The sequence below is a fragment of the Microbacterium sp. Ru50 genome (assembly GCF_002920555.1).
Lineage (GTDB): Bacteria > Actinomycetota > Actinomycetes > Actinomycetales > Microbacteriaceae > Microbacterium > Microbacterium arborescens.
In genome coordinates this window covers 994,128-1,017,721 of sequence record NZ_PQSV01000001.1, presented here as the reverse complement: position 1 = coordinate 1,017,721, position 23,594 = coordinate 994,128, and the positions used below count along the sequence as shown (strand labels likewise).

Annotated in this window: 25 protein-coding genes and 1 tRNA gene; 16 read left to right on the top strand and 10 right to left on the bottom strand. The window is 70.9% G+C overall.

All coding sequences use genetic code 11. The features are described from left to right. Positions 1 to 2: 2 nt before the first annotated feature. Complete coding sequence (locus tag C3481_RS04855; protein WP_103840998.1) at positions 3 to 932, bottom strand: GTP-binding protein; 930 nt, start codon at positions 930 to 932, stop codon at positions 3 to 5. An 82-nt stretch (positions 933 to 1,014) separates the two neighbouring features. Here C3481_RS04855 and ykgO point away from each other — a divergent pair, with 82 nt between their 5' ends. Both ykgO and C3481_RS04845 read left to right on the top strand, forming a co-directional pair. Continuing rightward, complete coding sequence (gene ykgO / locus C3481_RS04850) at positions 1,015 to 1,137, top strand: type B 50S ribosomal protein L36 (RefSeq protein WP_023951906.1); 123 nt, start codon at positions 1,015 to 1,017, stop codon at positions 1,135 to 1,137. 78 nt (positions 1,138 to 1,215) lie between these two features. Further along, positions 1,216 to 1,995 carry an isocitrate lyase/phosphoenolpyruvate mutase family protein gene (locus C3481_RS04845; RefSeq protein ID WP_023951904.1) on the top strand — a complete coding sequence of 260 codons (780 nt, stop codon included), beginning with the start codon at positions 1,216 to 1,218 and terminating at the stop codon, positions 1,993 to 1,995. 61 nt (positions 1,996 to 2,056) lie between these two features. Here C3481_RS04845 and C3481_RS04840 read toward each other — a convergent pair whose 3' ends face one another. Then, positions 2,057 to 2,914, bottom strand: a complete 858-nt coding sequence (locus tag C3481_RS04840) for an SDR family oxidoreductase (RefSeq protein ID WP_103840996.1) — start codon at positions 2,912 to 2,914, stop codon at positions 2,057 to 2,059. A 96-nt stretch (positions 2,915 to 3,010) separates the two neighbouring features. Here C3481_RS04840 and C3481_RS04835 point away from each other — a divergent pair, with 96 nt between their 5' ends. The 4 genes from C3481_RS04835 (at position 3,011) to C3481_RS04820 (ending at position 6,533) form a co-directional block, all read left to right on the top strand. Next, on the top strand, positions 3,011 to 3,379 hold the full coding sequence (locus C3481_RS04835; protein WP_023951900.1) for a helix-turn-helix domain-containing protein: 369 nt from the start codon (positions 3,011 to 3,013) through the stop codon (positions 3,377 to 3,379). A 90-nt stretch (positions 3,380 to 3,469) separates the two neighbouring features. Beyond that, positions 3,470 to 4,054 (top strand): PadR family transcriptional regulator, encoded by a 585-nt coding sequence (locus C3481_RS04830; RefSeq protein WP_023951899.1) that lies wholly within the window; start codon positions 3,470 to 3,472, stop codon positions 4,052 to 4,054. A gap of 53 nt (positions 4,055 to 4,107) precedes the next feature. Further along, positions 4,108 to 5,802, top strand: a complete 1,695-nt coding sequence (locus C3481_RS04825; RefSeq protein WP_064956202.1) for an AarF/ABC1/UbiB kinase family protein — start codon at positions 4,108 to 4,110, stop codon at positions 5,800 to 5,802. 20 nt (positions 5,803 to 5,822) lie between these two features. Next, positions 5,823 to 6,533: a CoA pyrophosphatase gene (locus C3481_RS04820; RefSeq protein WP_103840994.1), complete on the top strand. Its 711-nt coding sequence runs from the start codon at positions 5,823 to 5,825 to the stop codon at positions 6,531 to 6,533. Between the two features lie 17 nt (positions 6,534 to 6,550). Here C3481_RS04820 and C3481_RS04815 read toward each other — a convergent pair whose 3' ends face one another. After that, positions 6,551 to 7,858: an SLC13 family permease gene (locus C3481_RS04815; protein WP_103840992.1), complete on the bottom strand. Its 1,308-nt coding sequence runs from the start codon at positions 7,856 to 7,858 to the stop codon at positions 6,551 to 6,553. A gap of 97 nt (positions 7,859 to 7,955) precedes the next feature. On the opposite strand from C3481_RS04815, the gene C3481_RS04810 reads away from it, so the two are divergent. From C3481_RS04810 to C3481_RS04795, 4 genes are all read left to right on the top strand, one after another. Further along, positions 7,956 to 9,350 (top strand): serine hydrolase, encoded by a 1,395-nt coding sequence (locus C3481_RS04810; RefSeq protein ID WP_103840990.1) that lies wholly within the window; start codon positions 7,956 to 7,958, stop codon positions 9,348 to 9,350. A 9-nt stretch (positions 9,351 to 9,359) separates the two neighbouring features. After that, positions 9,360 to 10,541 (top strand): sorbosone dehydrogenase family protein, encoded by a 1,182-nt coding sequence (locus C3481_RS04805; protein ID WP_083990573.1) that lies wholly within the window; start codon positions 9,360 to 9,362, stop codon positions 10,539 to 10,541. 47 nt (positions 10,542 to 10,588) lie between these two features. Continuing rightward, positions 10,589 to 11,143 (top strand): NYN domain-containing protein, encoded by a 555-nt coding sequence (locus C3481_RS04800; protein ID WP_023951887.1) that lies wholly within the window; start codon positions 10,589 to 10,591, stop codon positions 11,141 to 11,143. Between the two features lie 89 nt (positions 11,144 to 11,232). Beyond that, the gene (locus C3481_RS04795; RefSeq protein ID WP_103840988.1) at positions 11,233 to 12,360 is read left to right on the top strand and encodes a hypothetical protein; all 1,128 of its coding nucleotides are present in this window, start codon (positions 11,233 to 11,235) and stop codon (positions 12,358 to 12,360) included. Positions 12,361 to 12,486: 126 nt separating this feature from the next. Here the strand turns inward: C3481_RS04795 and C3481_RS04790 are convergent, their stop codons facing one another. The 3 genes from C3481_RS04790 to C3481_RS04780 form a co-directional block, all read right to left on the bottom strand. Next, positions 12,487 to 14,250: a pyruvate dehydrogenase gene (locus C3481_RS04790; protein WP_103840986.1), complete on the bottom strand. Its 1,764-nt coding sequence runs from the start codon at positions 14,248 to 14,250 to the stop codon at positions 12,487 to 12,489. 108 nt (positions 14,251 to 14,358) lie between these two features. Then, the gene (locus C3481_RS04785) at positions 14,359 to 16,074 is read right to left on the bottom strand and encodes an AMP-binding protein (RefSeq protein ID WP_103840984.1); all 1,716 of its coding nucleotides are present in this window, start codon (positions 16,072 to 16,074) and stop codon (positions 14,359 to 14,361) included. Positions 16,075 to 16,171: 97 nt separating this feature from the next. Then, positions 16,172 to 16,789 carry a Type 1 glutamine amidotransferase-like domain-containing protein gene (locus tag C3481_RS04780; RefSeq protein ID WP_103842014.1) on the bottom strand — a complete coding sequence of 206 codons (618 nt, stop codon included), beginning with the start codon at positions 16,787 to 16,789 and terminating at the stop codon, positions 16,172 to 16,174. 55 nt (positions 16,790 to 16,844) lie between these two features. Here C3481_RS04780 and C3481_RS04775 point away from each other — a divergent pair, with 55 nt between their 5' ends. Together C3481_RS04775 and C3481_RS04770 are read left to right on the top strand one after the other, a co-directional pair. Further along, positions 16,845 to 17,249: a DUF3054 domain-containing protein gene (locus C3481_RS04775; protein ID WP_103840982.1), complete on the top strand. Its 405-nt coding sequence runs from the start codon at positions 16,845 to 16,847 to the stop codon at positions 17,247 to 17,249. 10 nt (positions 17,250 to 17,259) lie between these two features. Then, on the top strand, positions 17,260 to 17,757 hold the full coding sequence (locus C3481_RS04770) for a DUF427 domain-containing protein (RefSeq protein WP_036305025.1): 498 nt from the start codon (positions 17,260 to 17,262) through the stop codon (positions 17,755 to 17,757). 40 nt (positions 17,758 to 17,797) lie between these two features. Here the strand turns inward: C3481_RS04770 and C3481_RS04765 are convergent, their stop codons facing one another. Then, a complete protein-coding gene (locus C3481_RS04765) occupies positions 17,798 to 18,433 on the bottom strand; it encodes an NADPH-dependent F420 reductase (protein ID WP_103840980.1) in 636 nt (211 codons plus the stop codon). Positions 18,434 to 18,530: 97 nt separating this feature from the next. Here C3481_RS04765 and C3481_RS04760 point away from each other — a divergent pair, with 97 nt between their 5' ends. Beyond that, positions 18,531 to 19,016 carry a hypothetical protein gene (locus C3481_RS04760; RefSeq protein WP_242435679.1) on the top strand — a complete coding sequence of 162 codons (486 nt, stop codon included), beginning with the start codon at positions 18,531 to 18,533 and terminating at the stop codon, positions 19,014 to 19,016. 2 nt (positions 19,017 to 19,018) lie between these two features. After that, positions 19,019 to 19,216 (top strand): helix-turn-helix transcriptional regulator, encoded by a 198-nt coding sequence (locus tag C3481_RS04755; protein WP_088380800.1) that lies wholly within the window; start codon positions 19,019 to 19,021, stop codon positions 19,214 to 19,216. 31 nt (positions 19,217 to 19,247) lie between these two features. On the opposite strand, the gene C3481_RS04750 is transcribed toward C3481_RS04755, so the two are convergent. Then, entirely contained in the window at positions 19,248 to 20,024 is a 777-nt protein-coding gene (locus C3481_RS04750) for a siderophore-interacting protein (protein WP_103840978.1), read from the bottom strand. Between the two features lie 29 nt (positions 20,025 to 20,053). Next, positions 20,054 to 21,094 carry a beta-propeller fold lactonase family protein gene (locus tag C3481_RS04745; RefSeq protein ID WP_088380798.1) on the bottom strand — a complete coding sequence of 347 codons (1,041 nt, stop codon included), beginning with the start codon at positions 21,092 to 21,094 and terminating at the stop codon, positions 20,054 to 20,056. A 73-nt stretch (positions 21,095 to 21,167) separates the two neighbouring features. Here C3481_RS04745 and C3481_RS04740 point away from each other — a divergent pair. Then, positions 21,168 to 21,256, top strand: a tRNA-Ser gene (locus C3481_RS04740). Positions 21,257 to 21,297: 41 nt separating this feature from the next. On the opposite strand, the gene C3481_RS04735 is transcribed toward C3481_RS04740, so the two are convergent. Further along, the gene (locus C3481_RS04735; RefSeq protein ID WP_023951868.1) at positions 21,298 to 21,906 is read right to left on the bottom strand and encodes an HD domain-containing protein; all 609 of its coding nucleotides are present in this window, start codon (positions 21,904 to 21,906) and stop codon (positions 21,298 to 21,300) included. Positions 21,907 to 22,106: 200 nt separating this feature from the next. Between C3481_RS04735 and C3481_RS04730 the strand changes: the two genes are divergently transcribed. Then, entirely contained in the window at positions 22,107 to 23,501 is a 1,395-nt protein-coding gene (locus tag C3481_RS04730; protein WP_064955922.1) for a dicarboxylate/amino acid:cation symporter, read from the top strand. Positions 23,502 to 23,594 lie beyond the last annotated feature (93 nt).

Here is a 23,594-nt window from a genome sequence, read left to right as displayed (position 1 = left end):
GCTCAGTCGGCGGTCGGGTCTTCGGACCCGACCGCCACGTTCCATTCGGGCAGGGGGTCGGACAGCCGTCGCCAGGCCGTCGGACCCGCCGACAGCTCCGCGTCGTCGAGCACGGCGGCATCCAGGACGTGCCGCACGGCGACGGTGTTGAGGTCGATGCCGGTCAGAGCGATGTCCTGGCCGACGTCGTCGAGTCCGTGGCCGGCCTCGATCGGGTCGATCCACATGGCCGAGCCGGCCTGCTCCCACCGCGCGGGAACATTCGGCCGCGTCGCGAGACGGCAGACCCCGACCGACCGCAGGACCAGTCCGCACGAGCCGGAATCGAGCAGATCGAGAGCCAGCACGAGCCGGCCGGGGTGGAACGGGCGCAACTGCTCGTAGCGCATCGTCGCAACGCGCCGATCGGTGAGGAACGGATCGTGCTCGCCGTTGAGGGCACGCGTCCATCCGGCGCGATCGCCCGCGTCGCGCAGCGGAAGGGTGGTGCCGAAGCCCAGTGCGGAGAGGTCGTCGACGACGCCGCGGCTGAGTCGGATGCGGGCGGTCGGTGCCAGGTGCGACGCGAGTGCCATGAGGATCGACAGGTCGGCCGTCGGCATCCGCTCCCAGTTGACGATCACGACGGCGCTCGCCGCCTCGATCAGCTGCGCCGCCAGCCGCGCGCGTGCTCCGACGTCTGCTCGCCCGTCTCCGTGCGGGACGGCCCGACGCAGCGGTGCCTCGTCGCGCAGGTCGTCGATCGCATGGCGGGCATCCAGCACGCAGAGCGAGGGCATGCCGTGGACGGTGGCGTGGACGTGGACCGGGTCGGCGTCGCTGGCGAGGTCGACGACGCGGAGGGCGCGGTGGCGTCCGGCGATGACGCACAGACGGGCGTAACGACGGCGTTCGGCGCTGCAGACGCCGGTGACGGCGAGATGAGTGGTCACGGTGTTCTCTCCGGCTCGAGTTGTGGCGATCGGTCCTCCACCGTACCTTGTTGTTGATAAGAGTTCTCAATAGGAGGTCGTCGTGAAGGTTCGCGCATCCATCAAGTCGCTGAAGAATCAGCCCGGCGCGCAGGTCGTGCGTCGCCGTGGCCGCGTGTACGTCATCAACAAGCTCAACCCGCGGTTCAAAGGGCGCCAGGGCTGAGGCGCGGCCCGATGACGCGTGTCGTCGAATCGCGCAACATGTGCCCCGTGTGCGCCGCGCGCGGTTAGCGTGATCGGCATGAGCACCCCCGCTGAGCGAGCCCAGACCCTGTCCGCACTCCATGCTGCGCCCGAGATCCTCCGGGTGGTGAACGTGTGGGACGTGGTGTCGGCCGAAGCCATCCTGGCTCTGCCCGAGACACGCGCGATCGCCACCGCCGGTCACTCGATCGCCGCGTCGTTCGGGTACGAGGACGGCACCGACATCCCGCTCGAGATCGTGCTCGACATGGTGGGCCGCATCGTCTCGGTAGCGGGCGACGTCCCGGTGTCGGCCGACCTCGACGCCGGCTTCGGCGACCCCGGTGAGACGACGCGCCGGGCCATCGGCGTGGGCATCGTGGGAGCCAACGTCGAAGACCGCCTGCAACCTCTCGCGGACTCGGTCCGCGCGGTCGAGGCCATCGTCCGGGCGGGGGAGGCCGAGGGTGTCCCGTTCGCCCTCAACGCCCGCACCGACGCCTTCGTGCGCGCGGGTGACCGTTCGACCGAGGAATCGATCGCCGATGCCATCGAGCGCGGTCGCGCGTATCTCGACGCCGGCGCCGATCTGGTCTTCGTCCCGGGGATCCTCGACGCCGACATCACCCGGCGCCTCGTCGAGGGGCTCGGAGAGCGCAAGCTCAGCGTCATCGGGCTGCCCGGCGCGCTCACCGCGAAGGAGTACGAGGATCTCGGCGTCGCCCGCATCTCGTACGGTCCGACGACCCAGCGGGTCGCTCTCACGGCGCTGCAGGATGTGGCCCAGCAGCTCTACGCCAACGGTGTCATCCCGCCCTCGACGCGCCCTCTGAACTGAGCGGAGCCGATGCCGACGCGCCCCGGCCCCCGAGGGGCGGAGTGCGTCGGCATCTTGCGGGTCAGGCGAGTGCGGCGCGAAGCCCGTCCGCGAACGAGGTCGTCGGTCGTCCGATGAGGCGCGAGAGGGTGTGGTCGTCCACATCGAGAACGCCTTCGCGGATGCCGGTGTCGATCCCCGCGACGAACTGGGCGGTCCCGGCGTCGAGACCGGCGCTCTCGAGGGCCGCGATGTGATCCTCCGTCGACACGCGCGCGTAGGCGACATCGCGACCGAGCACCTCGGATACCGCGGCCGCGATGGCGTCGTACCCGATGCGGGTGTCGCCTGCGAACTCGTACACCTCGCCGAGGTGACCGTCCTCGATGAGCACGACGGCGGCGCCCTCGGCGAAGTCGGCGCGCGAGGCCGGTGCGATCAGCCCGTCGCCGACGGATGCCGCGATGACACCGCTCTCGGCGGCGCGCTGGACGTCGGGCACGTAGTTCTCGATGTACCAGTTGTTGCGCACCACGACAGCCGGAACGCCGCTCGCCGCGATCGCCTCCTCGGTCGCCTTGTGCTCGGCGCCCAAGGGCCACTCGAAGGTCGTCGCCTTCGGGGCGCTGGTGTAGACGAGCTTCGACACTCCTGCCGCCGCTGCCGCGTCGATGACGTTCTTGTGGCCCGCGAGCCGCTTGCCCGGCTCCGACGCCGAGATCAGCAGCACACTGTCGACGCCCGCGAGCGCGTCGCGCAGCGAGGCGGGGTCGTCGTAGTCGACGCGGGCGGTGGCGACACCGCGGTCGGCGAGGTCGGCGAGCTTGGCGAGGTCGCGAGCCCCGGCGACGACGGTGTCGGGGGAGACGCCGCGGGCGAGCAGCGCGTCGACGACGAGGTGGCCGAGCTGTCCGCTCGCTCCGGTGATGAGGATGGTCATCGGTGGTCCTTTCGGTCGGGTGTTGCCGGTGACAACCGCCGCCGGGCATCCTTGCATTCCGTCAGATGTGTACCCACTTTTCGGTAAGCTACCTACATGGCAGTGAGTTTCGCGCAGATCCGGGCGTCCTCCGATCAGGTCTTCACCGAGAACTGCCCGACGCGGGTCGTGCTCGACCATGTCATGAGCAAATGGGGCGTGCTCGTGCTGCTCGCACTGACCGACGGCACCGCCCGATGGGGTGAGCTCCGGCGCTCCGTGGCGGGCATCAGCGAGAAGATGCTCGCGTCCACACTGCGTACGCTCGAGGCCGACGGCATCGTGAGCCGCACCGCGTACCCCGAAGTGCCGCCTCGCGTGGAGTACGCGTTGACCGAACGCGGTGTCGAGCTGATGGAGCGCATGATGCCGCTCATGGAGTGGATCGCCGCGAACGCGGACGACATCGTCGGCCGCCCCGCGTGAAGGCTGAGTGTTCCGTGCGAGCCCTGTCGCCGGGGGCGATAACGATATATCGTCAGGTATCGCTAACGTATCGACGACCGGGAGGTCAGCATGAGCGGAACATTCCCCACCGGCGGTTTCGGCGGCCGTGACAACATCTTCGGGGGACGAGGCGGGTTCAACGTCTCCGATCTCGGGAACAACGTGTTCGAGGCATTCGACCAGTTGAAGTCGACCTTCGAGCAGAAGGTGAACACCCGGGTCGGACGCGGCGACGTCCGTGCCGCCGTGCTCGCCCTCCTCGCCGAGCAGCCCATGCACGGCTACCAGATCATCCACGAGATCGAAGAGCGCAGCGGCGGGTCGTGGAAGCCCAGCGCGGGATCGGTGTACCCCACCCTCCAGCTGCTCGCCGACGAGGGCCTCGTCAGCGCCCAGGAGTCCAACGGACGCAAGACCTACTCGCTCACCGAGGCCGGCCGCGAGGCGGCGGGCGAGGCGGGCGAGAAGTCCGCTCCGTGGGAGTCCACGAGCCGCGACCACAGCCGCGTGACCGCGCTGCCCAAGGCGGGCGTCGAGCTCGCCCAGGCCGCCGCCCAGGTCGGCCGCAGCGGTTCGCCCGAGCAGGTCCAGCAGGCCGTGGAGATCCTCGACGACGCGCGCCGCAAGCTGTACGCCCTGCTCGCGCAGGCCTGACGCGGGTGGCCTCGGCCGAACCGCATCGCGTCGCATCACCCGGCACCCCCGCGGTGCCGGGTGATGCCCGCGCGCGTGCGCGCTATCGCCGCATCCTGCGCTTCGCCGCGCGGGCGCTCGTGCAGACGTGGTGGTTCGAGATCGTCCTGCCGCGCTTCGGTCTCGAGCGGCTCTCCGAACGGGGGCGAACGGCCCGCCTGCGCCGCCTCGCGCGCCGCTTCCACGCGCTCGCCGTCGAGCTCGGCGGGCTGATGATCAAGGTCGGGCAGTTCATGTCATCCCGGCTCGACGTCCTGCCACCGGAGATCACGACCGAACTGGCCGGCCTGCAGGACGAGGTGCCCCCGGTTCCCTTCGACCAGATCCGCGCGGCGGCGGAAGCAGAGCTGGGGATGCCGCTGCGCGACGCCTACGCGTCGTTCGACGAGCAGCCGGTCGCCGCGGCCTCCCTCGGTCAGGCCCATCGCGCCCGGCTCGCCGCCGAGCAGGCCGCCGACGCCGGCTTCACCGACGTCGTCGTGAAGGTCCAGCGACCCGGCATCCAGACCATCGTCGACGTCGACCTCGCCGCGCTCCGCCGTATCGCGCGCTGGCTGCGCCGCATCCGCATCGTCTCGCGGCGAGCGGACATGCCGGCTCTCGTCGAGGAGTTCGCCATCACGAGCCTCGAGGAGATCGACTATCGGCACGAGGCGGCCAACGCCGAGCGCTTCCGCGAGAAGTTCGCCGGCAACCCCCGAGTCGCCGTCCCCGAGATCGCGTGGGAGCGGTCGACCGCGCGGGTCCTGACGCTCGCCGACGTCACCGCGATCAAGGTCACCGACGTCGATGGTCTTCGCCGTGCGGGCATCGACCCTCACGAGGTGGCGAGCGTGTTCGCCTCCGTGATGTTCGACCAGTTCTTCGGTTTCGGCTTCTTCCACGCCGACCCTCACCCGGGCAACGTCTTCGTCACGCCGGTGCCGTCCGATCGGCGCCGCGAGGGCGAGCCGGACTGGGTGCTGACGTTCATCGACTTCGGGATGATGGGCGAGATCTCACCCTCGGCGCGCGACGCGCTGCGCACGGTTCTCGTCGCTGCCGCGGCCCGCGACGGCCGCGGACTCGTCGCCGGGATGTCGCAGGTCGGCGCGCTGCTGCCCTCCGCCGACGTCCGCGAGCTCGAGCGCGCGATGACCCAGCTGTTCGCGCGCTTCGGAGGCATGGGATTCGCCGAGCTGAAGCAGGTCGACCCGCGAGAGTTCCGCGACTTCGCGGGGGAGTTCGGCGAGCTCGCCCGTGCGCTGCCGTTCCAGCTGCCCGAGAACTTCCTGCTCGTCATCCGGGCGGCCTCGCTCACGTCGGGCGTGTGCACCTCGATCGATCCCGCGTTCAACCTCTGGGACGCGGTGGAGCCCTACGCGGCTCGGCTGCTCCGCGAGGAACGCGGCGATCTCATGCGCGACGCCGCGCGACGCGCGATGGCGTTCGCCGATATCACGATGCGCCTCCCGCAGCGGCTCGACGGCCTCATCACGCATCTCGAAGACGGCAACCTCGGCTTCGACAGCGGGCGGCTCGAACGGCGGATGTCGCGCCTGGAACGGCTCGGACGGCGCGCCGTCTCGGGAATCCTCTTCGCCGGTCTGCTCGTGGCGGGAGTCCTGATGCGTCCCGACGACGAGACGGCGGGCACGGTGCTCATGGGGCTCTCGGCACTGCCGCTGCTGCACGTCCTGCTCGGCGGCGTGTTCGGCCGCCGCGACTGAGAGCTGGGTAGCCTGGAGGAATGCCCCTCGAGACGCCGGGAACGGGCGCGCGCGAACAGCTCGCCGCGCTCGCCGCGCGTGCCGGACGGGCCGGGTTCGGTGCGGGGCGGGTGACGGGGACCCCGGCCGCGCCCGGCGCACGCGCCGCCGCCGTGCTCGTGCTCTTCGGCATGCTCGATGACCATCCGAGTGATCATGCGCCCGATGCCGCTGTCTCGCGCGATCTCGATGTCCTGCTCCTCGCCCGCGCGGCGACGCTCCGATCGCATCCCGGGCAGGTGGCTTTGCCGGGCGGCCGGGTGGACCCCAGTGACGCCGACACGGTTGCGGCGGCGCTGCGGGAGGCGCGCGAGGAGACCGGCATCGACACCGACGGGGTCGAGGTGCTCGGCGCCCTTCCGGCGGTTCCGCTGGAGTACTCCCACCACCTCGTGACGCCCGTCCTGGCCTGGTGGCGTCGTCCATCACCCGTGCGCGTGGTCGATGTGGCGGAATCCGCGGCCGTGTTCCGCGCCCCGGTCGCCGATCTGCTCGCGCCGGCGAACCGCGGCGTCACGGTCCTGCGCCGAGACGGCGCCGAATGGCGGGGACCGGGCTTCGTCGTCCGCCACGATGCCGGAGAGTTCCTCGTGTGGGGCTTCACCGCGATGCTCCTGGACGGCCTGTTCACCGAGCTCGGCTGGACCGAGGACTGGGACACCGGCAGGGAGCTGGTCCTGCCGCCGTCCTGACCACGGCCGCCCCGCGCTCAGAACCGCCAGATGAGTGGGACGTAGAACACCGCCGCGAGGAGGAACAGGACGGTGAGCGGCAGCCCGAGCCGCCAGTAGTCGCCGAACCGGTACCCGCCCGGCGCCATCACCATGAGGTTGACGGGAGTGGCGACCGGGGTGAGGAACGACGACGCCCCCGCGACCGTCAGTGCCATGAGGAACGGGAGCGCGCTGACATCGAGGGTGAGCGCGATCGAGGTCGCGACCGGCGCGACGATCAGGACGGTGGCGACGTTCGAGATGAACTGTCCGAGCACGACGACCACGACGCAGACCACGATGAGCGCCAGGTGCGGGTCGGCCTGGCCGACGACGGCGAGCAGGGCGTCGGCCACGACGTCGGCCGCGCCGGTCTCGAGGAACGCCACGGACAGGGGGATCATGCCCGCGATGAGGACGAGGGTCGTCCACGAGACGCCGTGATAGAGGTCGGGCAGCTTCACGACCCGCAGCACGATGAGGGAGCCGGCGGCGAGGAGGCCGGCGACCGCGGGCGGGATCGCGCCCGTGGCCAGCAGCGCGACCATCACGGCTGTGACGGCGAGCGTGCGCCGCGAGCCGCGGTGCAGGCGACTGCGCCGCTGCGTGCGCACAGCCCCCGTGCGTACGGCCTCGGGGACGAGCGAGAGAGTCTCGGCCTCGCGCTCCGTGTGATGTTCGGGGGCGGGGTCCGGTCCGTGATGCGGCAGCAGCCGCGGGCCGAGCAGCACGACGATCGCGATCGTGGCCGCGACGAGCGGGAGCCCGACGAGCGCGAACTCGAAGAAGCCGAACGGGCGGCCCGCCTCGGCCGCGAGCTCGGACACCACGACGTTGACGGGTGTTCCGGTCAGGGTGAGCAGCGACGCAGACGACGCGATGAAGGCCATCGGCAGCATGAGCTGCGACGGCGACAGGCCCGACCGCCGGGCGATCACGGCGGCGACGGGGATGAGCGCGGCGACGGCGCCGTTGATGCTGATCAGCGCGGTGAGGATCGCGACGATCCCGCCGACCCAGATCAGGATGCGGCCACGCCGCGTACCGGCGCGCGCGAGGATCACGGCACCGACCATCCGGGTGACGCCGCTCGTCTCGAGGGCCGTCGCGACGATGAACAGGCTCGCGATGAACAGCACCGTGGGATCGCCGAAACCGGCGAACGCCTGGGGGAGGGTGAGCACCCCCGTGGCCCACAGCCCGAGCGCGACACCCACGGCCACGACCTCGAGCGGCACCCGCGCCGACAGGAACGCGATGATCGCTGCGGCGAGGATCAGGAAGGTCGCGACGATCGGGTCCACCCTTTCACGCTACCCGCAGGGCCGAGCCGGTTCGGGTGGCCACGATCTCCTCCCGCAGGGGGAGGCGGTGACACCCGTGCGTCGAGAAGCTGGATAGGTGAGTCTCCCCATCGATACGCATGTTGCTCGTCCATCCACCCGCTCCCGCCGACGCGGACCGGTCGCCGTCGCCGTCGCGGCGGCGACCGCCGCAGCGCTCGCCTCCTGCTCTGCCGAGCCCGCGCCGGAGGGGACGCCCGCCTCGCCGGCCGCACCCGTCGAGATCCCCGGCACACCGGTCGGCGACCAGGTCCGCTGGGTGATGGACGAGATCAACGCCGACGCGGCCACCGACATCGAAGACATCGAGACGCACTTCGACGCCGCCGCTCTGGAGCAGCTCCCGCCCGCGCAGCTGCAGGACGTGTTCGCGCAGATGCAGGCCGCGGCCCCGTGGACGGCGGTCGGGTACGACGGCGTCGAGACCCAGGCCCGCGTGACCATCGAGTCCGCTCAGGTGACCTACGACATGTCGATCTCGGTCACCCCCGACGCTCGCATCCAGATGCTCCTGTTCAGCCCGCCGCAGCCTGAGCGCACGCCCGCGGCATCCTGGGACGAGCTCACCCGGCAGATCGACGACGCCGCCTTCACCGCAGGCGTGCAGGTCCGGGAGGTCGGGGGCGAGGTGCTCTACGAGGGCGGTGACCAGGCCGCCGGACCCATCGGCTCCATCTTCAAGCTGTGGGTGCTCGGCGCCGTCGTCGACGCCGTCGCGGCCGGACGGCTCGCCTGGGACGACGAGCTGGTCGTCGACGCCGCGGTGCGCAGTCTCCCCAGCGGTGAGCTGCAGGACCGTCCCGACGGCACGAAGGTGACCGTGCGGGAGGCCGCTGACAAGATGATCGCCATCAGCGACAACACCGCCACCGACATGCTCACCCGCGCCGTCGGTCGTGATGCGGTCGAAGCGGTGATGGTCTCGATGGGGCACTCCGACCCCGAGGCGAACCTCCCGTTCGCCACGACGCGCGAGTTCTTCTGGCTCCTCTTCGGCGACGCCGATCTGCGGGCGCTGTGGACCGCTGCGGGCGACCCCGATGCCCGTCGCTCGGTGCTGGAGCGGCTGCCCGCCGGCGTCCCCGATGTCGCGACCGCCTCCGATGCGCAGCCGGGCTGGCCCGACGGGATCGACTGGTTCGCGGCGCCCGATGATCTCGCGGCCGCACACGTTGCGCTGCAGGACCGGGCGCAGACGCCGGCGGGGGAGCCGGTGCGCGACATCCTGTCCGCCAATCCCGGTCTCGCGTTCGGCGACGAATGGACGTACGTCGCCTTCAAGGGCGGGAGCTCGGTCGGCGTGCTCGCCGGCTCGTGGTACCTCGAGCGGGAGGGCGGCGCGCCCGTCGTCATCACGGTGCTCGCGCGCGCCGACGACGCCACGACGCTCGCACACCCCGAAGCCGCGCTCGGGTGGGCACAGGACGCCGCCGCCATCCTCGCCGGCCCGTAGCCTGGAACGATGAAGCGCTCGACGAGCCACGGCATCCATCCGCGTCCTCGGGGGCCGAAGGCCCTGGCCGGGGCGCTCCTCGCCTCGACGCTGCTGCTGTCCGCCTGCACCGGCGCGGCCGAACCGCGCCCGAGCGGCGGCGCGACCGCGCCGACCCCGAGCGAGACCCCGACGGAACAGGCGGATGCCGTCGCCTGGTGGCACGCCGCGGGCGAGCCCCGCGACGTCGTCACTCAGCTGGAGGTGCCGTGGTCGGTCGTCGTCCTCGACGACGGGACCCAGCTGGTGAGCCAGCGCGACGACGGCGCTGTCCTCGAGGTCGACGCGGACGGGCTCGCGCGCGTCGTGGGCGAGATCGACCTCACGGCCGCGGTCGGCGAGGGCGGCCTCCTCGGCATCGCGGTGCATGAGGACGCGGACGAGGACCGCACGCTGCTGTACGCCTACGTGACGACGGCTGATGACAATCGCGTCGTGCGCGTGGGGCTCGACGGTGAGGCGGGGAACCGCCGGCTCGGCGGTGCGGAGGTCGTGATCGACGGCATCCCGCGTGATCGCGTCCACAACGGCGGGCGCATCGCCTTCGGGCCCGACGGCATGCTCTACGTCGCCACGGGAGACGCCGGACGGCCCGAGGCGGCGCAGGAGCCCGGTTCGCTGGCGGGGAAGATCCTGCGGCTGACGCCGGAAGGGGAGCCCGCCCCGGGCAACCCTTCCGGGTCGGAGGTGTACTCCCTCGGCCACCGCAACGTGCAGGGTCTCGCGTGGACGCAGGACGGCACGCTGTGGGCGAGCGAGTTCGGACAGGATCGCTTCGACGAGATCAACCGCATCGAAGCCGGCGGCAACTACGGCTGGCCGGTCGTCGAGGGAGCATCGGACGACGAGCGCTTCATCGCGCCCCTCATCACCTGGACGCCGGAGGAGGCGAGCCCGAGCGGCGTCGCGGCGCGGGGGAACACCCTCTTCGTCGCGGGTCTGCGCGGCGAACGCGTATGGCAGATCGACGTCGAGGCAGGCGCTCTCACCGGCGAGCCGGTCGCGCTCTGGCAGGGTGAGCTCGGCCGCGTCCGCGATGCCGTCGTGGCGGGTGACGAGCTCTGGCTGCTCACGAACAACACCGACGGCCGGGGGAACGCGGCGGCCGGCGACGACCGCCTGACGCGGGTCCCCCTGGCGGCAGCGGACTGAACCGGCTTGATAGCGTTCACGGGAGACATTCGCAGACAGGGGACCTCATGACCGAACGCGTGACATGGCTGCTCGTCGACGGCGAGAACATCGACGCGACGCTCGGTCAGTCGATCCTCGGGCGTCGTCCGCTCCCGGACGAACGACCCCGCTGGGACCGCCTGCTGCAGTTCGTCGACGATCAATGGCAGCAGCCCGCTCGCGGCCTGTTCTTCCTCAACGCAAGTAACCACCTGCCGATGTCGTTCGTCCAGGCGTTGCTCGCCCTCGACTACAAGCCGGTGCCGCTGTCGGGCGACGCCGACGAGAAGGTCGTCGACATCGCCATCCAGCGCACGCTCGCGGCGCTGAAGGAACGCGAGGACGATGTCGTGCTCGTCAGCCACGACCGCGACTTCGTCGGCGAGGTGGCGGCGCTCACCGGGCCCGGTCGTCGCGTGGGCGTGCTGGCGTTCTCGGAGTTCCGCAGCAGCGAGCTCACGGCCATCCCGGGCGTCGAGTTCTTCGACCTCGAGTACGACGTCCATGCATTCGATGCGCCGCTGCCGCGCGTCCGCGTCATCCCGATCGAGTCGTTCGACCCGTGGGAGTTCCTCGCCTGATCGGGTGCGGCGGGGCCGTGTCCTAACGGCATCCGCGGCTGCATGCAACCCCTCGACGCCCGGCGCGGTCGGCTGCCTAACCTGAGGCGATGTTGGCATCCGATCTTCCTGAGACCGCATCCCTCCTCGACCTCCTCGACGCTCGCCACCCCGCGAGCGTGACGATCGTCGCCCCGTCGTCACCGATTCCCGCGGACCGGCGCCACGCGCAGCTCCAGTTGCGCGAGGGCATCGACGAGGCGGCGCGACAACTCGCCGCCGTCGAGATCGACGACGCCGATCGCGAGGCTGTGCTCGCGTCGCTGCGCGCGCTGCTCGACGACGAGGAGTTCTGGCAGAGCCAGTCGCGTTCGACCGTCGTGCTCGCATCGCCCGGCCGTGTCGAGGCGTTCCGGCTGCCGAGCCGCCTCGAACCGCGGGCGTCGGTCGGCGACCGTTTCGACGCGGGGCAGCTGCTGCGCGCCGTGTCGTTCCCGCGCCGGGCCTTCGTCATCCAGGTGTCGCGCGAGGGCGGCCGTCTCAGCGAACTGGGTCCCGACCTCGGGCTCACCGAGCGGCGGCTCGAGCTGCCCGACGACCTCTGGGCCGCGCTCGAGCACACCACGACCGACGGTCAGCGCGACATGCCGCGGCCGCAGGGGACGACGGGCGACCGCATCGAGCGCGAGAAGTTCAGCCGGATCATCCAGGACGCCGTGGTGCGCGTCGTTCCCGCCGATGTCCCACTCATCCTCGCCGCCTCCCAAGACCTCGAGCCGGCCTACCGCGCGGTCAACACACATCGCCTTCTTCTGGAGCACAGTATCGACGCGCACCCGGACTCGCTGTCGAGCGCGGATCTCGAGCAGGCCGCGCGGGGCATCCTCGACACCCACGAGCAGGATGAGCTCGCGCAGTGGCGTGAGCGATTCGGGTCGCTTCGGGCCCAGCGGCTCGCGACGTCGTCGGTCCGCGACGCCGCCGTCGCCGCCAGCACCGCCGCCGTCGACGAGCTTCTGTTCGATCTGGCCTTCGACCAGGAGGGCATCATCGACGAGTCCGGCCACATCACCCGCGCGCCCGACGCCGGGCCGACCACCTACGCGATCCTCGACGAGATCGCGGCGCGCGTCCTGCGCTCGGGCGGCCGCGTGCGGGCCGTCCGCAGCACCGACCTGCCCGACGGTGCACCCGTCGCCGCCGTCCTGCGCTTCCCGCTGCCTGCCGACCTCGTCTGAGGCGATACACCTGTCGGACCGGCGGGGCTGGCGTCGTCTCGAGCGGGCGCCGAGGGCACACCAGCCCCGCGAGTCCGACGAATGTATCGGCGGGCGCGGGCGCGCCGGAGGCGGGCCGACGGGGTGTCAGAGACTCCGGATGTGCTTGATGTTCGACTTCGCCGTCTCGAGCACCGCGCCGATGCCGCCGGAGTCCTTCGCCCCGAGCACCATCTTCGCCATCGACATCCCGAAGCCCGCGACCTGCTCCGCCGTGATCGATGCCGGCATCGAGAGGGCATCGGGGTCGGTGACGATGTCGACGATGGACGGCCCCCGGTGCGCGAGCGCCGCGGCGGCGGCCGCCTCGAGATCGGCCGGATCGGTCACCCGCTGCGCGTGGAACCCGAGCGCCCGCCCGACGGCGGCGAAGTCGACCATCGGCACGTCGACGCCGAAGTCGGGGAAGCCGGCGACGAGCATCTCGGCCTTGACCATCCCGAGCGTGGAGTTGTTGAACACGAACACGTTCAGCGGCAGGTCGTAGGCGGCCACCGTGATGAGCTCACCGAGCAGCATCGAGAGTCCGCCGTCTCCCGCGATCGCGATGACCTGCCGATCGGGGTACGCCATCTGCGCGCCGAAGGCGTGGGGGAGGGCGTTGGCCATCGACCCGTGCCGCCACGACGCCAGCAGACGCCGCTCGGGCCCGGGAGTGACATAGCGGGCCTGCCAGACGTTGCCCATGCCGGTGTCGGCGGTGAAGACCGCATCGGATGCCGCGACCCGGTCGATGACCGACATGGCACGCTCGGGATGGATCGGCTGCGCATCCGAGTCGGTGTACGCCGCGACCGAATCCTTCATCGCCTTCCGATACCGCTTCAGCGTGTGCTGGAGGAACGCGTCGTCGGTCTTCGCGGTGGTCCGTGCGCGCAGCGCCGCGAGGGTGAGGCCGACATCGCCGTGGACGGGATGCGTGACCCCCGCTCGGCGCCCGAGCCGCTGCGCGTCGATGTCGATCTGCGCGATGACCGTCTTGGCGCCGTCGGGGAGGAACTGCTCGTACGGGAAGTCGGTGCCGACCATCAGGAGGAGATCGACCTCGTGCATCGCGTGGTCGATCGCGCCGTAGCCGAGCAGGCCCGACATGCCGACGTCGAAGCGGTTGTCGTACTGGATCCACTGCTTGCCGCGCAGCGAGTGCCCCATCGGCGCCTGCAGGTGCTCGGCGAACGCGATGACCTCCTCGCGCGCGTCGCGGACGCCCTCGCCGGCGAAGATCGCGATCTTCTCGGCCTTGTCGATGGCGGCGGCGAGCTCGGCGACGCTCCGCTCGTCGGGCGCGATGCGACCGGGGCGAGCGGCGACGAACGGCGGGAACTCGCCCGTCGAGTGCAGCTCGGCGAGATCGCCGGGCAGCACGATCACCGAGACGGACGACCCCGCGGTGGCGTGACGGATCGCGGAGTTCACGACGCGCGGCGACTGCTCGGGCGTCAGGATCATCTCGCAGTAGTCGCTGCACTCGCTGAAGAGGCGCTCGGGATGCGTCTCCTGGAAGTACCCCGAACCGATCTGCAGGCTCGGGATGTGGCTGGCGATCGCGAGCACCGGCACACCCGACCGCTGCGCGTCGAACAGGCCGTTGATCAGATGCAGATTGCCGGGGCCGCAGCTGCCCGCGCACACCGCCAGCTCGCCCGTGAGCTCGGCGTCCGCGGCGGCGGCGAACGCGGCCGCCTCCTCGTGGCGGACGTGGATCCAGTCGATCCCGCCCTCCGCCGCGCCTCCGGTTCGTCGTACCGCGTCGACGATCGGGTTGAGCGAGTCGCCGACGATGCCGTAGATCCGCTTCACCCCCGCATCCATCAGCTGGGCGACGATCTGTTCGGCGACGTTCTGCGGCACGAGGGCTCCTTCTGCTGAGGCTGTCCGGACACCCTCAGTCTTCTCCCGCCGCCTGTGCGCATGCCAGGGGTTGCGGATGGCTCGCCTGAGCGACAGGCGAGCCACGCCTCAGCCTTTGAGGTCGGGGAAGTCCGACTCGCGCCACTCGGTCGTCACGCGCTCGCCGGCATCCGCGGCGGCCACTTCGCGCTCGCGCAGCTCGACCCGGCGGATCTTGCCCGAGATCGTCTTCGGCAGCTCGAAGAACTCCACGCGGCGCACCCGCATGTACGGAGGCATGTGCTCGCGGGCGTGCGCGAGGATCGCCCGCGCGGTCTCGGCCGACGCCTCCCAGGATGCCGCGAGCGACACGTACGCCTTGACGATGTTGAGACGCACGGCGTCGGGCGCCCCGACGACGCCCGCCTCGGCCACGGCCGGGTGCGTCAGCAGGATCGACTCGACCTCGAACGGCGACACCTTGAAGTCGCTGGCCTTGAACACATCGTCGGTGCGCCCGACGAACGTGAGCTGTCCGGCGGCATCCCGGACGGCGACATCGCTCGTGTGGTAGTAGCCGTCGTGGTCGACCCGGGCGGTGCGCTCGGGCTCGCCGAGGTAGCCGGGCATGAGATTGAGCGGACGGATCGGCGCGGTCGGCAGGCAGATCTCGCCCTCGTCTCCGATGCGCCCGGTGAGCGGGTCGATCAGCACGATGTCGTTGCCCGGGAGCGGTCGGCCCATCGCGCCGGGCTTGACGGCGACGCCCGGCGTGTTGCCGATGACCGCCGTCAGTTCGGTCTGCCCGTACCCGTCGCGGATCTGCAGCCCCCACCAGCGCTGGATCGTGTCGATCACCTCGGGGTTGAGGGGCTCGCCGGCCGAGAGCAGCTCGCGCAGTGCGCGGGGCCGCTTCTCGAGGTCGGCCTGGATGAGCATGCGCCAGACCGTAGGCGGGGCGCAGAAGGTGTTGACCGCGTTGCGGTCGAGCTGCTCGACGAGGCGCGCGGCGTCGAACCGGGCGTAGTTGTAGACGAAGATCGTCGCCTCGGCGATCCACGGCGCGAAGAACAGGCTCCACGCGTGCTTGCCCCACCCGGGAGCGCTGATCGTCATGTGCACGTCGCCGGGGCGCACGCCGATCCAGTACGTGGTCGAGAGGTGCCCCACCGGATAGCTCACGTGCGTGTGCACGACCATCTTGGGCCGCGACGTGGTGCCGGAGGTGAAGTAGACGATGGCCGGATCATCGGAGGCCACGACGACACCGGGTGCCGCGTCGTCGGCGTCGGCCGCATCCGCGAACGAGTGCCATCCCGCACGCTCGCCGCCCACGACGACGCGCTCGAAGCCGCCCGCGATCCCGTCGAACTTGGCGGCGTCGACCGGGTCGGCCAGGACGGCGCGGATGTCGGCGCGTTCGACGCGCTCGAGGAGGTCGTCGGCGCCCAGCACGACCGAGGTCGGCAGGATGACGGCACCGATCTTGAGGATCGCCAGCATCGCCTCCCACAGCTCGACACGGTTGCCGAGCATGAGCATGACGGCATCTCCGTGCCCGACGCCGAGGCCGGTGAGCCAGTTGGCGACGCGGTTCGAGCGACGACGCATCTCGTCGTACGTGACCCGCGTCTCGCTGCCGTCCTCGTCGACGACGTGCAGGGCGATGCGGTCGTTGCCCGTGGCGATGGCGTCGAACCAGTCGACGGCCCAGTTGAAGTGGTCGCCGACGTCGGGCCAGCTGAACCCGGTGTGGGCCGCCTCGGGTGAGTGCGCGTTGTCGAGCAGGAAGTCGCGGGCGGCGCGGAATGCGGCCGTCGCCGCCGTCGCATCGGGAGAAGACATGGGCCTCGGATCTGTTCTCTCGTCCGGAGCAGGCGCGGCGGACGCCTTCCGAGTCTAGGAAGAAGCGGATGCTGGGCGAAGCATGGGACGCACGGATTCAGCGCGAGGCGATCACCCGCGAACCGGCATCCTCGATCAGCAGCGCCTGATCGTCTCGCAGCGGGAGGATCGCAAAATCCGATCCGTAGGTGTCGACGATGCGGCTGATCAGCTCGGGCGGGTAGGGCGGCAGCGCTCCGTCGGCGTGCGGGATCACCGTCACGTCGACCAGTCCGAGGCCCTCGTGGCTCGTGAGGGCGGGACCGTCGGCAGGATCGTCCATCAGCGATGCGGGTGTCACGTCGGGTCCCGCCACGATCGATCCGGCACTGAGCCCGATGTACGGGAGCCCTCGTCGAACATGGTCGACGAGGACGTCGTCGTTGCCGGAGAGTCGCAGGGCCTCGAGAAGCGCGAAGGTGCTTCCGCCCGCGACGTACACCGCCCCCGCGCGCGAGAGCAGGCGGTCGGCGTCCTCGGGCGCGGTGTCTCGCAACGTCGCATCGATCACGTCGCGGCCGAACGAGCGCACCGCCTCGCGCTCGGCGGCGACGAAGGGCGCGTCGCGGAACGCCGCCTGCGCGTCGTCGATGTACACGATCGGGCCCGGGCGGTCGCCGTCGTCGAGGAACGGGCGCAGCGCGCCGGGATGCAGGGAGAGCAGGAGCAGTCGCACGCCCGTCACGCTATCGGGGACGGCCGACACGGTGGTGGCGGGAGAGGATGGAGAGATGATCCGTGCGTCCGTCCTCGCCTTCCTGCTCGATGTCATCCTCGTGGTGGCGTTCGCGGCGACCGGCCGGGCGAGCCATGACTCCGATGTGCTCGCGGGCCTCTGGCAGACTTCGTGGCCGTTCCTCGCCGGCCTGCTGGTGGCGTGGGTTGCCGTGCGCGGTTGGCGATCGCCGACCGCGATCGTGCCGACGGGTCTCGTCATCTGGGTTGTGACGGTGGTCGGCGGGATGCTGCTGCGCGCGGCGTCGGGGCAGGGCACGGCGCTGCCGTTCGTGATCGTGGCGACGCTGACGCTGCTCGTCCTGCTGGTCGGATGGCGTCTCATCGCCCGCGGCATCCGTTCGCTGCGGTCGCGCGGCGATGGGCGTCCTCGCAGCCGGGATGTCGCTCCTCGCGCGTAACCTGTCGGGCATGCGCCGCCCCACCCCCGATCCCGTCGGTCCCGGACAGGAGTCCGTCTGGGACTACCCGCGACCGCCCCGTCTCGAACGCGTCCAGGCGCGCGTCACGATCGATTTCGCCGCCGTCACGATCGTCGACACCGACGACGTCGTGCGGGTGCTCGAGACGAGCCATCCGCCCGTGTACTACCTGCCGGCCGCGGCGTTCGTGCCCGGCTCGCTGATACCTGCGGCCGGCAGCTCGTTCTGCGAGTTCAAGGGTGCCGCCGAGTACTTCGACGTCGTCCGCGGCACGGCGGTGCGCGAGCGCGCCGCGTGGGGTTATCCGAACCCGTCGCCGGGGTATGAGGAGCTCGTCGGTCGCGTGGCCGTCTACGCGGGCGGGATGGACCGGTGCACGGTCGACGGCGAGGTCGTCGTGCCACAGCCCGGCGGGTTCTACGGCGGCTGGGTGACGTCGAACCTCGCAGGCCCGTTCAAGGGGGTTCCCGGTTCGATGGGATGGTGACCCGCTCGAACAGGCCCGCGGAGGCGTTGCCGCGCTTCGTTCAGCGCTGGGCGCGGGCGAGGTTTGCGCGCAGCTCGTCGGCGTTCTGCCGCACGACGTAAGCGGGCTGGTCGCGCTCGACGCGCCAGCTCTCAGCGAGCGAACCGATGTCGACGGTGTCGAAGCCGAACGCGTCGTAGAGCGCCGTGACGTGGGCGACGGCATCCGGGTGGTCGCTCGCCGTCGCGAGCGCGCGCCGGTCCGGGGTTCCCGCGGGGGAGCCGTCGGTGTTGATGTCGGCGGCGGGGATGTGGTTGAACGCCTTGACGACCTTCGACTCGGCGAAATGACGCTGCGCCATCTCGGACGTCGTGGTGCGCTTCTCCTCGAGCTTGGCGATGCGGCCGTCGCGCTCCCAGTAGTAGTTGTTCGTGTCGAGCACGATCTTGCCCGCGAGCGGTTCGGCGGGGACGTCCTCGAGCGCCTTCAGCGGCACCGTCACGACGGCCCAATCCGCCGCCTCGGCCGCTTCCTGCGCGGTCGCCGCCCGTGCGCGCTCGCCGAGCCGCGCGACGAGGTCGCCGAGCGTCTCCGGCCCGCGCGAGTTGGCGATCACGACGTCGTAGCCGCGTGCGACCAGGCCCTCGGCGAGAGCGCTTCCGATGTGTCCTGCTCCGATGATTCCCACAGTTGTCATGGGGAAGGCAACGGTCGGTGGCGGCCCCGGCATTCCCTCGGGGCTGAAAACTATGTAAAGTTTAGTTAACAGTAAAGCTCACTTGACAGTCGGGAAGATGATGAAAGAGAACCGGAACACGCTGTCCGTCGCTGATACGCGCCCCCGCTGGGGACGCATGAGGTTCGGCGATCGCCGGCTCTCCGCGCTGTGGATCGCGATCCCAGCGGGTGCGCTCGCGTCATCGGCACTCGCGGCGTTCGTGGTCGCGACGGGAGGCGGCGGACCGCAGCCGGTGGTCGGAGCGGCCGTGATCGTCGCTCTCACGCTCGCCCCGTGCATCGGCTTCGCCTGGGTGGCGGTCGTCGACCGGTCCACTCTGCGAGGAGCTGCCGAGCAGCCCGAGCAGTCGGTCGAGTCGCGGTGGTTCGAGCGGGCCACGAGCGGCGCTCTCACTGACACCCTCCTCATCGTGGGGCTCGGTACGGCGACCCTCGCGTTCACGCGCGTCGAGGTCCCGACCCTTATCGCTCTGTCAGCGGTACTGATGATCGCGATGGGCTCGGTCGCGGTGCGCTACCTGGCGCAGCAGCGCCGCGGCTGAACATGGAGAACTCGGTATCCGAGCGCCGACGCGACCGGGGGTGGTCGCAGCAGCGTCTCGCCGATGAGCTCGGGGTTTCGCGTCAGACGATCATCTCGATCGAACGCGGGCGCTTCGATCCGTCCCTCCCGTTGGCGTTCCGGCTCGCTCGGGTGTTCGGATGCGCGATCGAGGACATCTTCTCCGACAGCGCAGAATGAAGGACGCACCGAGTCGTTCGGTACGGCGGGCTCAGAGGATCTGGCCGATGGGCTCGCGCTTCTCCGCCTGGAACCGGTCCTCGTTGCGGCCCCGGGCCCAGTAGCCCGACAGGGAGACACGGCCGCGCTCGAGTCCGCGCTCGTCGAAGAGCACGTGTCGCAGAGCCTTCATCGACTCGCGCTCACCGTGCGCGAAGACCTGAACGTCGCCCGCCGGCCAGTCGTACTGCCGCACGACGGCGGCGAGAGCCTCGGGGTCGTGGGCAGGGTCGACGACCCACTCCACCTCGACACCCGCAGGCGCGTCGAGGGGCAGGATCGCGTCGTCGGATTCCACCTCGACGAACGCGTGTCCGGCCGCATCCGACGGCAGCGCCTCCAGTGCGGCGGCGATCGCCGGAACGGCCGAGAGGTCTCCGGCGAAGAGATGGAAATCGGCGGCGGCATCCGGGGCGTAGCCGCCGCCCGGTCCCATCAGCTCGATCCGGTCGCCGACCTGCGCGCGCGCCGCCCACGGCCCGGCGAGGCCCTCGTCACCGTGCACGACGAAGTCGATCGAGAGGGTGCCGGCGACGGCATCCACCCGCCGGACGGTGTACGTCCGCGTGACGGGTGCGGATTCGGGAGCGGGAGTCGTGAACTTCAGCTTGACGTACTTGTCGGTCTCGGGCCGGTTCTGGAACCCCGCGAAGCCGTCGCCGCCGAGGGTCACGCGCACCAGGTGCGCGGAGAGGCGTTCGGTTCCGACGACCTCGAGCTGGATGCTCGGGCGCGGGGTACGGGGAGCGGTGCGAGAGGAGAGAGCCACCTCACCCACGGTACCCGGGGCGCCGCGGGTCAGGCGAAGCGGACCCAGTTCGCGCCCGCGCCGGTCTCGGCCTGCTCGAGCAACGTCAGCTCGGCGCCGTCGACGGCGTAGAGCGAGACCGTGCGCGACTTCTCACCCGCCGCGATCAGGCGGTCGCCGGCGGGGGAGAGGGCGAAGCCGCGCGGCTGCGGCTCGGTGGGGATGAAGGACCCGACGTCCTGCACGGTGCCGTCCTCGGCGACGGGCGCGGCGCCCAGCGTGCTCGTCGAACGCTCCGAGATCCAGAGGTACCGCTCGTCCGCGCCGAAGTGGATGTCGGCGCCCCAGACGGCGTGGTTGGCGACCGGGTCGCCGCCGATCTCACCGCGCACGAGTCCGGCTGCGGGGTCGACTGCGTTGGCCCGGGAGCGCAGCTCCAGGCCGCCCGTCGCCGCGTCGCGCACGTAGTGCAGCACCTCGCCGGAGTACTCGGTCATGACGTAGACGGCGTCCTCGGCGCTGTTGAGCACCAGGTGGCGGGGTCCGCTGCCGGCGGGCGCCGCGGCGGTGCCCGGGCCGACCGGAGTCAGCGTCAGGTCGTCGCCGAGCTCGAACTGCCCGACGAGATCGTCGCCGAGTGAGACGAAGTAGGCGAAGCGCCCGTCGGAGGAGGGCAGCACCGAGTGCAGCTTGGCGAACTCGACGCGGCCGGTCGGCTCGCCGATCGCGCCGTCGGAGATCGGGGCGACGAACCCGTAGTCACCGCCGTACGAGGCGGCGAGGAGCGCCGTGCCCCCGCGGGCGAGAGCGATGTAGCTGACCGAGCCGTCCGGAAGCGCGAAGCGCGAGCGGGGGGTGAGCTCGCCCGTGGCGCGGTCGAGGGAGAGCGTGACGATCGCCGCGGGCTCGTCGGAGGTCGCACCCTTGACTCCCGCGTAGACGAGGCCGCGCTCGCGGTCGATCGCGAAGGTGCCGGTGCCGGTGAGGCCGTCGGCGACGAAGAGCCGTTCGAGGGCGTCGCCATCGAGACGGAACACGCTGATGCTGCTGTCACCCGCGTTGGCGACCAGGACGAGAGAGGAATCAGTCACGCCACGAGCCTAGCTCCGCGGTCCGAGACCGACGCGGCGGGAGTCCACGCCGGGGACTGATAAACTCGTCGACGGAAGTGTGTCCGAGCGGCCTAAGGAGCATGGCTGGAATCCATGTAGGCGGGGTAACTCGCCTCGCAGGTTCAAATCCTGTCACTTCCGCCGAAATGAAGGGCGCCACTCCGCGAGGGTGGCGCCCTTCGTCATGCCAGGATGTCGTCCCACACCCGCCCGCCCTCGGCGATGCGCTGTGACGCGTCGAGCCGGGCCGCAGGAGTGCCGGGCTTGCGGCGCGCCTGTGCGTGGATGCACCCCGCGAACTGCGCGGCGAAGTCCCGGCGTGGATGCCTTCGCGTGACGGCCCGCAGGGTCTCGGCATCCCATAGCTCCGGCGCGACTCCCGAGACGTCGAGGCTCGTCGCGACCTCCAGCAGATGACCCTCGGGGTCGAGCGCCGGGTCGACGCTCAGCCACATGTGCCGCTCGATGACCTCGCGCGCGCGTTCGCGGCGCGCGGCGGGCCACCCCGCACCGGCCGCGAAGAGCCACGCCGCCGCGCCGCCGGCCGACTCGAACGCCATCTCGTGCGCGTCGAACGCGGGTGTTACGCCGAGGTCGTGGAGCATCGCGGCGACGAACAGCAGTTCGGGGTCGTGGTCGAGCCCGAGCGCTTCGGCGCGCAGCCGCGCCCAGGCCCACGACCGGATGCCGTGGTCGACGAGCACGGCCGACGACCACCGGCTCACCGCCTCGAGGGCGAGCGCGGCGGTGGGCGTCGGCGGGGCGAGGAGGCGGTCGAGATCACGGATCATGCGCTCATTCTGGGGTGGCGGCGGCAAACCCGACCGCCCCGCTGCCGACTCCGGCAGACATCAGAGCGCCCGTGTCCCGAAAGCGACGGCGCGAGCAGGCCGGCGGGTGTCATGGAAGGTCATACGGCCCCGGCGACCCCGATTCGGGTTTAGCGTCGGTGGGTCGCCATCGCGACGTCATCCCTCTCAGGAGCACCACCATGAGTTCTGCCACCTCGAAGAACGCCGCGCCGGCGAAGCGGAAGAAGCCCTTCTACCGCTCGTTCGGCTTCCAGATCACGATCGCGCTCGTCGCGGGCGTCCTCCTCGGCCTGCTGGCACGCCAGCTCGGGCCCGATGCCGAGGGCAACCCGAACGGCCTCGCCGCAACGCTGTCGACGATCGGCAGCGGCTACGTCACACTGCTGCGCACGGCGGTCGTGCCGCTGATCTTCCTCGCGATCGTCGCCTCGATCACGCAGCTGCGCAACGTCACCAACGCCGCGCGTCTGGCGGGTCAGACCCTGCTGTGGTTCGGGATCACCGCGCTGATCGCCGTGACGATCGGCATCGTGCTGGGTGTCACGATCCAGCCGGGCGCGCGCGTCGACGCCGGCCAGCTCACGCCCGACGTCCCCTCGAGCGTCGGCTCCTGGTGGAGCTTCCTCACGGGGCTCATCCCGCAGAACTTCCTCGGTCTGTCGGTGTCGACCTCGATCAACCCCGAGACGGGCGCCGCGAGCTCGAGCGTCGGCTACAACGTGCTCCAGATCATCGTCATCTCGGTCGCGATCGGCATCGCCGCCCTCAAGCTCGGCAAGCGCGCCGAGGCGTTCGTGTCGTTCACCGAGTCGGCGCTGAAGGTCGTCCAGCGGGTGCTCTGGTGGATCATCCGCATCGCTCCGATCGGCACCCTCGGCCTGATCGGGTCGGCCGTCGTCACCTACGGCTGGGAGAAGCTCACGACGCTCCTCTGGTTCGCCGTCGCCATCTACATCGGCCTCGCTCTCGTGCTCTTCGTCGTCTATCCCGTGCTGCTGAAGACCCACGGCCTGTCGGTGCGGCAGTACTTCTCGGGCGTGTGGCCCGCCGTGCAGCTCGCCTTCGTCTCGCGCTCCTCGATCGGCACCCTGCCGCTCACGCAGCGGGTCACCGAGCGCAACCTCGGCGTTCCGCGCGAGTACGCCTCGTTCGCCGTGCCGTTCGGGGCGACGACGAAGATGGACGGCTGCGCTGCGATCTACCCGGCGATCGCCGCGATCTTCGTCGCGCAGTTCTTCGGCCTCGAGCTGAACGCGGTGCAGTACCTGCTGATCGTGGTCGTCTCTGTCGTCGGTTCCGCCGCGACGGCGGGCACGACGGGTGCGACCGTCATGCTCACGCTGACCCTCACGACCCTGGGCCTGCCGCTCGAGGGTGTCGGCCTGCTGCTGGCGATCGACCCGATCCTCGACATGGGCCGCACGGCCGTCAACGTCGCGGGCCAGGCGCTCGTGCCGACGATCGTGGCCAAGCGCGAGGGCATCCTCGACCGCGAGCTGTACGACGCCGAGCGTTCGGGCGACCCGTTCGCCGACGACAGCGCCGACGAGGTAGAGGCCCCCGCCCGGGCCTGACGCTCGCGCCCACCGCGACGGGGCGCACTTCTCGGCATCCGGCGCAGCTTCTTCTGCGCTCGATGTCGGGATGTGCGCCCCATCGGCATGCGT

Bases quoted from the DNA above. Each gene is read 5' to 3' on its own strand.
- C3481_RS04845 (WP_023951904.1), top strand. From the start codon at position 1,216: ATGAGCACCCCCGCTGAGCGAGCCCAGACCCTGTCCGCACTCCATGCT.
- C3481_RS04760 (WP_242435679.1), top strand. From the start codon at position 18,531: ATGATGAAAGAGAACCGGAACACGCTGTCCGTCGCTGATACGCGCCCC.
- C3481_RS04830 (WP_023951899.1), top strand. From the start codon at position 3,470: ATGAGCGGAACATTCCCCACCGGCGGTTTCGGCGGCCGTGACAACATC.
- C3481_RS04805 (WP_083990573.1), top strand. From the start codon at position 9,360: ATGAAGCGCTCGACGAGCCACGGCATCCATCCGCGTCCTCGGGGGCCG.
- C3481_RS04770 (WP_036305025.1), top strand. From the start codon at position 17,260: ATGCGCCGCCCCACCCCCGATCCCGTCGGTCCCGGACAGGAGTCCGTC.
- C3481_RS04795 (WP_103840988.1), top strand. From the start codon at position 11,233: ATGTTGGCATCCGATCTTCCTGAGACCGCATCCCTCCTCGACCTCCTC.
- C3481_RS04800 (WP_023951887.1), top strand. From the start codon at position 10,589: ATGACCGAACGCGTGACATGGCTGCTCGTCGACGGCGAGAACATCGAC.
- C3481_RS04820 (WP_103840994.1), top strand. From the start codon at position 5,823: ATGCCCCTCGAGACGCCGGGAACGGGCGCGCGCGAACAGCTCGCCGCG.
- C3481_RS04840 (WP_103840996.1), bottom strand. From the start codon at position 2,914: ATGACCATCCTCATCACCGGAGCGAGCGGACAGCTCGGCCACCTCGTC.
- C3481_RS04735 (WP_023951868.1), bottom strand. From the start codon at position 21,906: ATGATCCGTGATCTCGACCGCCTCCTCGCCCCGCCGACGCCCACCGCC.
- C3481_RS04835 (WP_023951900.1), top strand. From the start codon at position 3,011: ATGGCAGTGAGTTTCGCGCAGATCCGGGCGTCCTCCGATCAGGTCTTC.
- C3481_RS04730 (WP_064955922.1), top strand. From the start codon at position 22,107: ATGAGTTCTGCCACCTCGAAGAACGCCGCGCCGGCGAAGCGGAAGAAG.
- C3481_RS04765 (WP_103840980.1), bottom strand. From the start codon at position 18,433: ATGACAACTGTGGGAATCATCGGAGCAGGACACATCGGAAGCGCTCTC.
- C3481_RS04755 (WP_088380800.1), top strand. From the start codon at position 19,019: ATGGAGAACTCGGTATCCGAGCGCCGACGCGACCGGGGGTGGTCGCAG.
- C3481_RS04775 (WP_103840982.1), top strand. From the start codon at position 16,845: ATGATCCGTGCGTCCGTCCTCGCCTTCCTGCTCGATGTCATCCTCGTG.
- C3481_RS04785 (WP_103840984.1), bottom strand. From the start codon at position 16,074: ATGTCTTCTCCCGATGCGACGGCGGCGACGGCCGCATTCCGCGCCGCC.